Origin of the sequence: Burkholderia sp. AU19243 (genome assembly GCF_018148075.1) — a bacterium.
Taxonomy (GTDB): Bacteria; Pseudomonadota; Gammaproteobacteria; order Burkholderiales; family Burkholderiaceae; genus Burkholderia; species Burkholderia latens_A.
Map to the genome: position 1 here is coordinate 1 of NZ_JAGSTV010000019.1, position 11,556 is coordinate 11,556.

At 65.3% G+C, this 11,556-nt stretch carries 9 protein-coding genes; 2 read left to right on the forward strand and 7 right to left on the reverse strand.

Translation table 11 applies throughout. From position 1 onward, the window contains the following. The 6 genes from KDW55_RS29790 to KDW55_RS26045 form a co-directional block, all read right to left on the reverse strand. On the reverse strand, positions 1-628 hold a 628-nt coding region (locus tag KDW55_RS29790; RefSeq protein WP_212198080.1), incomplete at its 3' end, for a hypothetical protein. A gap of 787 nt (positions 629-1,415) precedes the next feature. Beyond that, positions 1,416-2,426: a HoxN/HupN/NixA family nickel/cobalt transporter gene (locus KDW55_RS26025; protein WP_212161558.1), complete on the reverse strand. Its 1,011-nt coding sequence runs from the start codon at positions 2,424-2,426 to the stop codon at positions 1,416-1,418. A 151-nt stretch (positions 2,427-2,577) separates the two neighbouring features. Beyond that, on the reverse strand, positions 2,578-4,689 hold the full coding sequence (gene fusA, locus KDW55_RS26030) for an elongation factor G (protein WP_040141565.1): 2,112 nt from the start codon (positions 4,687-4,689) through the stop codon (positions 2,578-2,580). 222 nt (positions 4,690-4,911) lie between these two features. Then, positions 4,912-5,409 (reverse strand): DUF192 domain-containing protein, encoded by a 498-nt coding sequence (locus KDW55_RS26035; RefSeq protein WP_059548759.1) that lies wholly within the window; start codon positions 5,407-5,409, stop codon positions 4,912-4,914. Between the two features lie 159 nt (positions 5,410-5,568). Beyond that, entirely contained in the window at positions 5,569-5,781 is a 213-nt protein-coding gene (locus KDW55_RS26040; RefSeq protein WP_006398520.1) for a hypothetical protein, read from the reverse strand. A gap of 289 nt (positions 5,782-6,070) precedes the next feature. Beyond that, positions 6,071-6,649, reverse strand: a complete 579-nt coding sequence (locus KDW55_RS26045) for a pseudouridine synthase (RefSeq protein WP_040141562.1) — start codon at positions 6,647-6,649, stop codon at positions 6,071-6,073. A gap of 273 nt (positions 6,650-6,922) precedes the next feature. On the opposite strand from KDW55_RS26045, the gene icd reads away from it, so the two are divergent. Together icd and KDW55_RS26055 are read left to right on the forward strand one after the other, a co-directional pair. Beyond that, positions 6,923-8,179, forward strand: coding sequence for an NADP-dependent isocitrate dehydrogenase (icd, locus tag KDW55_RS26050; RefSeq protein ID WP_006478026.1), 1,257 nt, complete (start codon positions 6,923-6,925; stop codon positions 8,177-8,179). A 282-nt stretch (positions 8,180-8,461) separates the two neighbouring features. Continuing rightward, positions 8,462-10,690 carry an NADP-dependent isocitrate dehydrogenase gene (locus tag KDW55_RS26055; protein WP_040141558.1) on the forward strand — a complete coding sequence of 743 codons (2,229 nt, stop codon included), beginning with the start codon at positions 8,462-8,464 and terminating at the stop codon, positions 10,688-10,690. A gap of 129 nt (positions 10,691-10,819) precedes the next feature. Here KDW55_RS26055 and KDW55_RS26060 read toward each other — a convergent pair whose 3' ends face one another. Further along, a complete protein-coding gene (locus tag KDW55_RS26060; protein WP_040141556.1) occupies positions 10,820-11,044 on the reverse strand; it encodes a hypothetical protein in 225 nt (74 codons plus the stop codon). Between the last annotated feature and the right edge of the window lie 512 nt (positions 11,045-11,556).

Below are 11,556 nucleotides of genomic sequence, written 5' to 3' on the forward strand. Positions count from 1 at the left end.
CCGCCACCGTGACCGCCACCGGAACCACCGCCCGAGCCACCTCCGGAACCGCCACCAGAGCCGCCACCGTGACCGCCACCGGAACCACCGCCGGAACCACCGCCGGAACCACCGCCGGAACCACCGCCAGAGCCGCCACCGGAGCCACCTCCGGAACCGCCACCGGAGCCGCCACCGTGACCACCGCCGGAACCACCGCCGGAGCCACCGCCGGAGCCACCGCCGGAACCGCCACCGTGACCGCCGCCGGAACCGCCACCGGAACCACCGCCGGAGCCGCCGCCGGAGCCACCGCCGGAACCGCCACCGTGACCGCCGCCGGAACCGCCACCGGAACCACCACCGGAACCACCACCGGAACCACCACCGGAACCACCACCGGAACCACCGCCGGAACCGCCACCGGAACCGCCACCGGAACCGCCACCGGAACCGCCACCGGAGCCACCACCCGAACCACCGCCGGAGCCGCCGCCGCCGGAGCCACCGCCGGAACCACCGCCGGAACCACCGCTGGAACCACCGCCTGAGCCGCCGCCTGAGCCGCCGCCTGAGCCACCACCGGAGCCACCACCGGAACCACCACCGGAACCACCGCTGGAGCCGCCACCCCCTCCATGTCCACCACCGCCGTCGCCGCCACCCGAAGCCCCGCCCCCGGAAGTGCCACCTGAACCCCCACTGCCGGAGGCATTGCCCCCGCGGCCTGTACCGCCGGAACCGTTCGTCCCGCCGACGCCGGCCGGGCCCACGGCGCCGTTGCCGTTGTTGCCACCGCTGCCCGTGCTGCCACCCGAGTTGCCTCCTCCGCTGCCACCGGCCCCGTTGCCGACACCCCGGCTGGCATACACGTGTACCGCACAAGCAGCGGGATTGGCACCGCACGTCGCCGCGTTCTCGGCCAGCATCATCACGGCGTCCGCGCCGGTGTCCGCATTGGCTGCGGCATCGGGCACCTGGGTTGACGGGGTAGTCGAGGAGCCGTTATCCGGCAGTACAGTCACCGGAACCACGGCTGTCGCGTCCTGCGCGCTGGCATACGAGCAGCACGCAATCGCGGCTGCGGCCAGCAGGGTCATGCGATAGCATCGTCCCGTCACGCGGGACGATTGTTTCGTTATGCTCATCATTGGCCTCCCGATGCGCGCGATGCCTCGTCACGCGCGTTCATCAACGTGTGATGCAGGGGACCAGCAACGATGCATTGTCGTTTCGGCAGCCGACACGTATCGGACCGGCACAGGAGGCCAGTCGCGAACACGAGTCGGCACGCGGGCCCGCCGTGCGAATCCGTTACTGCGAGATTCGTGCCATCGGCTCGCTATGCCCGCGGCGCAAGGCGCGCCCGGATCCCTGGCAACCGGGGGAAGTGCCGTGTCGGGTTTTTGTTTCGGAAGTGAAACGTCTGACTACGGTCAGCGTGCCGTCGCATCGGCAGCGCGCAGCCACCGGTGGCACAGGATCGATGCGATCCAGCAGATCAGAAACAGCGCGACGATGCCGTAACCGATGGTGCCGAAATGCTCGCCAAGCGCATCGAGCGCGTCGCGCACGGGGCCCGTCAGCGACAGCTTGTCCGCGAGCAGGCCGGCCGCCTCGATTCCGCCGACCGCGAGCGCGACGGCGGCGGACACGAGCGTGATGCTCGCGTTGTAGAGCAGCTTGCGCTGCGGATCGTCCATTGCCCAACCGTAGGCATGAATCATCAGCACGTTGTCGGTGGAGTCGATTAGCGTCATGCCGGCCGCGAACAGCGCGGGAAACAGCATGATCGTGTAGACCGGCAGCGCATGGGTCGCCTGAGCGGCCGCGATCGCGAGCAGCGCGATTTCCGTTGCAGTATCGAAACCGAGGCCGAACAGTACGCCGACGGGATACATGTGCCAGCTCTTCGACACGAACCGGAACAGCGGGCGCAGCAGCCGCGCCACCAGGCCGCCCGTGCGATGCGTGTGGGCGGCGCCGTGCGCGTGGCCCGGCGCGCCGCGATAGCGTCGCCATACGTCGCGCAGGATCGCGAGGTTCATCCCCGCGAGCACCAGCAGGAACGTCGCGGACACCGCCGTGCCGATCGTGCCGCCGATCGCGCGGAATGCGTCGAAGCGATCGCGCAGCGCGAATGCGGTCAGCGCGATGCCGAGCGTCGCGGCGATCACGATCGTCGAGTGGCCGAGCGAGAAGAACAGGCCGACGGTCACCGGGCGCTGCCCGTCCTGCATCAGCTTGCGCGTCGCGACGTCGATCGCGGCGATGTGATCGGCATCGACCGCATGACGCAGCCCGAGGCCGTATGCGATCGCCGCGGTACCGAGCAGCAGCGGATGGTCGCGCAGCACCGCGAGCGCCCACAGCCAGACGGCGGCGTTCGCGGCGATCAGGCCGGCATACAGCATCAGCAGCCGGCGCAGGGCAGGGGTGGTCGGCATCGGGGCGTTTCCATCGGACGAATCACGATGGATTGTGTCATGCGAAAAAAATGCCGGCGTGGCGGCCAAAAAGACCGCCCGTGCGGTAGACGAAAAAAAGCCCATCCGGAACCGGACGGGCTTCGACTAACGGCAGCGTACTGCCCCGTGCTTACTTCGCCTTCGCACTGATCACCGCTTCCGACACGTTCGTCGGCGTTTCCGCGTAGTGCTTGAACTCCATCGTGTAGGTGGCGCGCCCCTGCGTCGCGGAGCGCAGCGATGTCGAATAGCCGAACATCTCGGCGAGCGGCACCTCGGCGCGCACGAGCTTGCCGCCGCCGCCGGCGATGTCGTCCATTCCCTGCACGATGCCGCGCCGGCTCGACAGGTCGCCCATCACGTTGCCCATGAAGTCCTCGGGCGTTTCGACCTCCACCGCCATCATCGGCTCGAGCAGCACCGGCTTCGCCTTGCGCATCGCTTCCTTGAACGCCATCGAGCCGGCCATCCGGAACGCGTTTTCGTTCGAGTCGACGTCGTGGTACGACCCGAACGTCAAGTGCACCTTCACGTCGACGACCGGGTAGCCGGCGAGCACGCCGCTCTTCAGCGTGTCCTGGATGCCCTTGTCGACCGCCGGGATGTATTCGCGAGGAATCACGCCGCCCTTGATCTCGTCGAGGAACTCGTAGCCTTTGCCCGGGTTCGGCTCGAGCGTGATCACCGCATGCCCGTACTGGCCGCGGCCGCCCGACTGCTTGACGAACTTGCCTTCGACGTCGGCCGCCGTCGTGCGCACCGTTTCGCGATACGCGACCTGCGGTTTGCCGACCGTCGCCTCGACGCCGAACTCGCGCTTCATCCGGTCGACCAGGATTTCGAGGTGGAGCTCGCCCATCCCCGAAATGATGGTCTGGCCGGATTCCTCGTCGGTCTGCACGCGGAACGACGGGTCTTCCTGCGCGAGGCGGTTCAGCGCGAGGCCCATCTTTTCCTGGTCGGCCTTCGTTTTCGGCTCGACGGCCTGAGAGATCACCGGCTCCGGGAATTCCATCTTCTCGAGGATGATCGGTTTGGCCGGATCGCACAGCGTGTCGCCCGTCGTCGCTTCCTTCAGGCCGACTGCCGCCGCGATGTCGCCCGCGCGCACTTCCTTGATTTCCTTGCGCTCGTTCGCGTGCATCTGCAGGATCCGGCCGAGCCGTTCCTTCTTGTCCTTCGTCGCGTTCAGCACCGTGTCGCCCGATTCGACGACGCCCGAATACACGCGGAAGAAGATCAGCTGGCCGACGAACGGGTCGGTCATGATCTTGAACGCGAGCGACGAGAACGGCTCGTCATCGCTCGGATGACGTTCCGCCGGCTTTTCCGGATCGGCGAAGTCGTGGCCGAGAATCGCGGGCACGTCGACCGGCGACGGCAGGTAGTCGATCACCGCGTCGAGCATCGCTTGCACCCCCTTGTTCTTGAACGCGCTGCCGCACAGCATCGGCACGATCTCGTTGGCGATCGTGCGCTGGCGCAGCGCGGCCTTGATCTCGTCCTCGGTCAGCGATTCATGGTCGTGCAGATACTTCTCGAGCAGTTCCTCGCTCGCTTCGGCTGCGGCCTCGACCATCTTCTCGCGCCATTCGTGCGCGAGATCGACAAGATTCGCCGGGATGTCCTCGTACGTGAATTTCACGCCCTGGCTTTCGTCGTCCCACACGATTGCCTTCATCTTCACGAGATCGACGACGCCCTGGAAATGATCTTCCGCGCCGATCGGAATCTGGATCGGCACGGCGACGCCCTTCAGGCGCTCGCCGATCTGCTTCTGCACGCGGAAGAAGTCGGCGCCGACGCGGTCCATCTTGTTGACGAACGCGATGCGCGGCACCTTGTACTTGTTCGCCTGACGCCACACGGTTTCGGACTGAGGCTGCACGCCGCCGACCGAGTCGTAGACCATGCACGCGCCGTCGAGCACGCGCATCGAGCGCTCGACCTCGATCGTGAAGTCGACGTGCCCGGGGGTGTCGATGATGTTGATCCGGTGTTCCGGATAATTGCCGGCCATGCCTTTCCAGAAGGCCGTGGTCGCGGCCGACGTGATCGTGATGCCGCGTTCCTGCTCCTGCTCCATCCAGTCCATCGTGGCCGCGCCGTCGTGCACTTCACCGATCTTGTGGCTCACGCCGGTGTAAAACAGGATGCGCTCGGTCGTCGTGGTCTTGCCGGCATCGATGTGAGCGCTGATCCCGATGTTGCGATAGCGCTCGATGGGGGTTTTGCGGGGCACGTGAACCTCCTGGTGGTTCGGATCGTAAGGGGACCGGCTGCGGCCGGCCCGGACGTGGAACAAGCGAGATTTAAAGGATAGCGCTTGTCGGTGGCTTTTGCAGATGCGGGCGCCGTCGGCCGAATCAAGGCGGCCGCCGCTGTCGGGCCGTAAAAAAAGCCGGCGCGCTGCGAGCGGCCGGCTTCGGTCGATGCGCGGGCGGCGGCGCCCCGTTCGCCGTTATTACGGCTTGGGCAGCCCGTCGAGCTTCATGCCCGGCTTGATCCCCTTCGCGGCGAACCAGCCCTTGCTCATCTCGAGCGCATAGACGCCATTGTTGCGCGGGCAGTGGTTGTCGGTCGTCTCGGCCTTCATCTCGTCGATGTCGGTAATCGTGCCGTCCGCGCGAATGAACGCGATCGACAGCGGAATCAGCGTGTTCTTCATCCAGAAGCAGTGCACGGCGTTCTCGTTGAATACGAACAGCATGCCTTCGTTCGGCGCGAGCTGTGACCGGTACATCAACCCCTGTTCGCGGTCGGCGTCGTTTGCGGCGACGGCCGCGTCGATCACGTACATGCCGGCGCGCAACTTCACGCGCGGGAATTCGCTCGGTTGCTTGGCGCCGGGCGGGATCTGCGCGTGGGCGGTCTGCATGCCGAGTGCGAGGACGGCGAGCGCGGCGGGAAACACGGCGGCGCGCGCAAGGCGGCCGAGCGACGAGCGCAGGGAGAATCGCACAGCAGGGCTCCTATCGGGAAAACAAGACCCGCATGGTACGCGAAGCGCGCCGGCGGGCACAAAAAGAAAAAGGCAGATCGCCTCGCGGTGATCTGCCTTTCAACGCCGTAAGAACGGCAAGACTGCGTGTTCTTGACTGCGTTATTACAACCAGCTTGCTTAGTTCGAAGCAGCTGCCGGAGCTTCGGCTTCGCTAGCAGCCTTCTTAGCTGCGTGGTGCTTCTTTGCGTGGTGCTTCTTGGCAGCCTTGTGCTTTGCCGGTGCCGAAGCAGCTGCCGGAGCAGCAGCCGAAGCAGCTTCCGGAGCCGAAGCTTGTGCGAAAGCAGCCGTTGCGAAGAGACCAGCGACCAGAGCAGCGATCAGTTTGTTCATGTTGTGTTCCTCAGCTTTAGTTAATTAACCAAATGACCCGGCAATAGGAGTCATGTCGTCTAACGGTGCCATCCACCTTTCGGTTGACAGACGCTTCGAGAAATTTCTCTTTGCGCTGCGGGCGCCGAATCGTATTCGAAGAAAGCGTCGCTTTCGTGACGCAAACACGCAAATACCGGTTCGGCTGCCAATGCCGGATAGCTAAGGGTGGCATCTGCGTGGTTTAACGCACGATGTTCGCCGGCGGTTGACGAAAAAGATGACGAAAAATCGCGCGTCGCCGGAACCGTCATCCAGCGTGTGCGAAACCGTCCCACGGCGCGCGCGGCGGCAGTGCGATTGTTTCGCCCGGTGCAATGCCGAGCGCGAATATGTCGAGTGCGCCGATGCCCACGCGCACGAGACGCAACGTCGGGAAGCCGACCGCGGCCGTCATCCGGCGCACCTGCCGATTCTTGCCTTCGGTGATGGCCAGCTCGATCCACGTCGTCGGAATCGCCGCGCGGTAGCGGATCGGCGGGTTGCGCGGCCACAGCGCGTCGGGCGGCTCGATGAATTCCGCCCGGCACGGACGTGTCACGTAATCGCCGAGATCGACGCCGCGCGCGAGCGCCTTCAGGTCGGCCGGCCGCGGTGCGCCGTCGACCTGCGCCCAGTAGCGCTTCACGAGCTTGTGGCGGGGTTCCGCGATGCGCGCCTGCAGCGCGCCGTCGTCGGTGAGCAGCAGCAGGCCCTCGCTGTCCGCGTCGAGCCGGCCGGCCGGGTAGACGCCGGGCGTTTTTACCCAGTCGCCGAGCGACGGCCGCGTCTCGTGAGCGGAAAACTGGCAAATGGTGCCGAACGGCTTGTTGAGGGCGATCAGGGGCATGGCGGGGCGCGCCCGGCGTGCCGCCGGAGGCGGCGCGGGCGGTCTATGGCAAATGGCGGAATCTTAATGCATAATACGGAACGGCAAGTCCTCTGTCTTATATAAGACATAAGGGAAGACTTGATACGCAGCGTCGCGCTTCGTGCCGCCGCGCCCGGTTGGGGCGCTAGAATAGCGGCTCGCTGTTGCCGTCACGAGGGTGGCGAAGGCCGCCCCGCCGCGCGCGCAGTTTCGACCAGCATCACCTGCTCAGCCACGTCACTGGAGTCGATCATGCCGTATCAGCACATCAAGGTTCCGGAGGGCGGTGACAAGATCACCGTCAACAAGGACTTCTCGCTCAACGTTTCCGATCAGCCGATCATTCCCTATATCGAAGGCGACGGTACGGGCTTCGATATCACGCCGGTCATGATCAAGGTGGTCGACGCGGCTGTCGCGCATGCATACAAGGGCAAGCGCAAGATCCACTGGATGGAGATCTTCGCGGGCGAGAAGGCGACGAAGGTGTACGGTCCGGACGTGTGGCTGCCGGACGAAACGCTGCAAGTGCTGAAGGAATACGTGGTGTCGATCAAGGGGCCGCTCACGACGCCGGTCGGCGGCGGCATCCGTTCGCTGAACGTCGCGCTGCGCCAGGAACTCGACCTCTACGTGTGCCTGCGCCCGGTCCAGTACTTCAAGGGCGTGCCGTCGCCGGTGCGCGAGCCGCAGAAGATCGACATGGTGATTTTCCGCGAGAACTCGGAAGATATTTACGCCGGTATCGAATGGGCCGCGGGCTCCGAGCAGGCGAAGAAGGTGATCAAGTTCCTGCAGGACGAGATGGGCGTGAAGAAAATCCGCTTCCCGGAAACCTCCGGGATCGGCGTGAAGCCCGTGTCGACCGAAGGCACCGAGCGTCTCGTGCGCAAGGCGATCCAGTACGCGATCGACAACGACCGCAAGTCCGTCACGCTCGTGCACAAGGGCAACATCATGAAGTTCACGGAAGGCCTGTTCCGTGACGCCGGCTACGCGCTCGCGCAGAAGGAATTCGGCGGCGAACTGATCGACGGCGGCCCATGGATGCGCGTGAAGAACCCGAAGACGGGCAACGAGATCGTCATCAAGGATTCCATCGCCGACGCATTCCTGCAGCAAATCCTGCTGCGCCCGGCCGAATACGACGTGATCGCGACGCTGAACCTGAACGGCGACTACATCTCCGACGCGCTGGCCGCGCAGGTCGGCGGCATCGGGATCGCGCCGGGCGCGAACCTGTCGGACTCGGTCGCGATGTTCGAGGCAACCCATGGCACGGCGCCGAAGTATGCGGGCAAGGATTACGTGAACCCCGGTTCCGAGATCCTGTCGGCGGAAATGATGCTGCGCCACCTCGGCTGGACGGAAGCGGCCGATACGATCATCGCCGCGATGGAAAAGTCGATCCTGCAGAAGCGCGTCACGTACGACTTCGCACGCCTGATGGAAGGTGCGACGCAGGTTTCGTGCTCCGGTTTCGGCGAAGTGCTGATCGAGAACATGTAAGTCCCCTTCCGGGGTAGGCCGGCGTAGAGCCGGCCGCCCCGGCGCCTGCTGCCGGGCGCCGGGGCGTTTCGTGAACGGCAGGTTTGTTGGCAGGGCGGTCCGGCGTGCGGGCCGCGGCGCCGCGATGCGGCCCGGATGCCCTGCAAGGTAGAACATGACGGCCCTCGCAACACCGCCGCCCGGCTGAGCCGGCGCGCCCCTTTCGCGACCGACCCGGTCGCTCCCCGCCGGTTACCGCCGGCGCTCTTCAGTCAAAAATTTTCACGTAGCAACGCATCGACCATGTCCACTTCGCCCAAGATCATCTACACCCTCACCGACGAAGCGCCCGCGCTCGCGACCTATTCGCTGCTGCCGATCGTCAAGGCTTTCACGCGCTCGTCCGGCGTCGCCGTCGAAACGCGCGACATTTCGCTCGCCGGCCGCATCATTGCGGCATTCGCCGACGTCCTGCCGCCGGAGCAGAAGGGTTCGGACGATCTGGCCGAACTGGGCCAGCTCACGCTGAAGCCTGAAGCGAACATCATCAAGCTGCCGAACATCAGCGCATCGGTGCCGCAGCTGAAAGCCGCGATCGCCGAACTGCAGGCGCAGGGCTACAAGCTGCCGGCGTACCCGGAAGAGCCGGCGACCGAAGAAGAGAAGGCCGTCAAGGCACGCTACGACAAGATCAAGGGCAGCGCGGTGAACCCGGTGCTGCGCGAAGGCAACTCGGACCGCCGCGCGCCGCTGTCGGTCAAGAACTACGCACGCAAGCACCCGCACAAGATGGGCGCGTGGAAGCCGACGTCGAAGGCGCACGTCGCGCACATGACCGAAGGCGACTTCTATGGCAGCGAGAAGTCGGCGCTGATCGCCGATGCCGGCAGCGTGAAGATCGAACTCACGACAACCGACGGCGTGAAGAAGGTGCTGAAGGAGAAGACGGCGGTGAAGGCCGGTGAAATCATCGACGCATCGGTGATGAGCCGCAAGGCGCTGCGCAGCTTCATCGAAGCGCAGATCGCCGACGCGAAGGCGCAGGACGTGCTGTTCTCGGTGCACCTGAAGGCGACCATGATGAAGGTCTCGGATCCGATCCTGTTCGGTCACTTCGTGTCGGTGTTCTACCGCGACGCGCTCGCGAAGCACGCGGACGTTCTCGCACAGGCCGGTTTCAACCCGAACAACGGGATCGGCGACCTGTACGCGCGCCTGAAAGACCTGCCGGCCGACACGCGCGAAGCGATCGAAGCCGACGTGAAGGCCGAATACGCGGTGCGTCCGCGCCTCGCGATGGTCAACTCGGACAAGGGCATCACGAACCTGCACGTGCCGAGCGACGTGATCGTCGACGCGTCGATGCCGGCGATGATCCGCGAGTCGGGCTGCATGTGGGGCCCGGACGGCGAACTGCACGACGCGAAGGCCGTGATTCCGGACCGCTGCTACGCAGGCGTCTACCAGGCTGTGATCGAGGACTGCAAGCAGCATGGCGCGTTCGACCCCGTCACGATGGGCAGCGTGCCGAACGTCGGCCTGATGGCGCAGGCGGCCGAGGAATACGGTTCGCACGACAAGACGTTCCTGATCCCGGCTGACGGCGTCGTGCGCGTTATCGACGAAGCCGGCAACGTGCTGCTCGAGCATGCGGTCGAGTCGGGCGACATCTGGCGCATGTGCCAGACGAAGGACGCGCCGGTGCAGGACTGGGTCAAGCTCGCGGTGAACCGCGCGCGCGCGACCGGCGCGCCGGCCGTGTTCTGGCTCGATCCGGCACGCGCGCACGACGCGCAGATCATCGCGAAGGTCGAACGCTATCTGAAGGACCACGACACGAACGGCCTCGACATTCGCATCATGACGCCGGTCGACGCGACGCGGTTCTCGCTCGAGCGCATCCGCGCGGGCAAGGACACGATTTCGGTCACCGGCAACGTGCTGCGCGACTATCTGACCGACCTGTTCCCGATCATGGAGCTCGGCACCAGCGCGAAGATGCTGTCGATCGTGCCGCTGATGGCCGGCGGCGGGATGTTCGAAACGGGTGCGGGCGGTTCTGCGCCGAAACACGTGCAGCAGTTCGTCGAGGAAGGCTTCCTGCGCTGGGATTCGCTCGGTGAATTCCTTGCGCTGGCCGCGTCGCTCGAGCATCTCGGCCACGCTTACCAGAACCCGAAGGCGCTCGTGCTCGCGAAGACTCTCGACCAGGCAACCGGCAAGTTCCTTGACGAGAACAAGTCGCCCGCGCGCAAGGTCGGCGGCCTCGACAACCGCGGCAGCCACTTCTACCTGTGCATGTACTGGGCGCAGGCGCTCGCCGAGCAAACCGAGGACGCGGCGCTGAAGGCGCAGTTCGAAGGTGTCGCGAAAGCGTTGTCCGACAACGAGGCGCGCATTCTGGAAGAGCTGTCGGCCGCGCAGGGCGCCGCGCAAGCGATCGGCGGCTACTACCGTCCGAGCGTCGAACTCACGAGCCGGGCGATGCGCCCGAGCGCCACGCTGAACGGCATCGTCGACGCGCTCGCCTGACGCCGGCCGCGCCACGGCGCGGGCCACGTCGACAGCGGCAGCCGATACGGCGGGCTTCGCGGCTCGCCGTCGCGCCGAACATGAAAACGCCCCGGTCGCCCGGGGCGTTGTTCGTTGCAGGCGTGCCATTCAGACGTGAACGATTTCCCATTCGGCGATTTCGTCCGGCACTTCGAGGGTGGCGGTGTCCAGTTCGGACGGCTGCGCACAGTCGCCGCGCGAGATGCGCTCGGCCGCCACTTCCGGGCACGAGAACGCGCCGAGCGAAGCATTGCCGAACGTCGCTTCCCAGCCGCCGTTGGCCGGCAGAATGTAGAACGACCCGAGCGCTGAACCAAAGCGAAATCCCTTCATTTCCGTTCTCCCTTTCAGATCAAAAGCAATTCTGGTGTGCGGCCCGCCGGTTCGTCCGGCTGTGGTCCGACGGATTGCTTGCGCCGGATTCCGTACCGAACCGCGTACGAAGCGTCAGTGCATGGAACAAAGTCTACGTCCGCGGCCGGTGTCGATGGTGCAGGTAGAACGGATTCTCAAAACAAAAATTTCCTTTGAAAAACAAGCATATATTTTGTGCGTTTTGTATTGCGGAACGTTTTTTGGCATCGCGAAACAGCGAATTTGTGCCCTGCACCACGAATTTTTATAACGCAGAGACTTGTTGCACATCGTGAAAAATCGGCGACTCCACGCGTTGGTGCCGCGGGGGCGTGCAAATGGCGGCGTCGGCGGCCGGTCAAAAGTGTCGTTGAGGGGCGGCGGCGAAATTGGCGGACCGAACGCTGCAATCGCCATTGCGGCGCGTGCGGCAGCATCGGTCACAGCATTCCCCGCTTGGGGAAAGCGCGCCGGCGATGGCGCGCGAGCCG

Coding starts and splice junctions, on each gene's coding strand:
- KDW55_RS26025 (WP_212161558.1), bottom strand. CDS start 2,426: ATGCCGACCACCCCTGCCCTGCGCCGGCTGCTGATGCTGTATGCCGGC.
- KDW55_RS26040 (WP_006398520.1), bottom strand. CDS start 5,781: ATGAACAAACTGATCGCTGCTCTGGTCGCTGGTCTCTTCGCAACGGCT.
- KDW55_RS26045 (WP_040141562.1), bottom strand. CDS start 6,649: ATGCCCCTGATCGCCCTCAACAAGCCGTTCGGCACCATTTGCCAGTTT.
- icd (WP_006478026.1), top strand. CDS start 6,923: ATGCCGTATCAGCACATCAAGGTTCCGGAGGGCGGTGACAAGATCACC.
- KDW55_RS26055 (WP_040141558.1), top strand. CDS start 8,462: ATGTCCACTTCGCCCAAGATCATCTACACCCTCACCGACGAAGCGCCC.
- KDW55_RS26060 (WP_040141556.1), bottom strand. CDS start 11,044: ATGAAGGGATTTCGCTTTGGTTCAGCGCTCGGGTCGTTCTACATTCTG.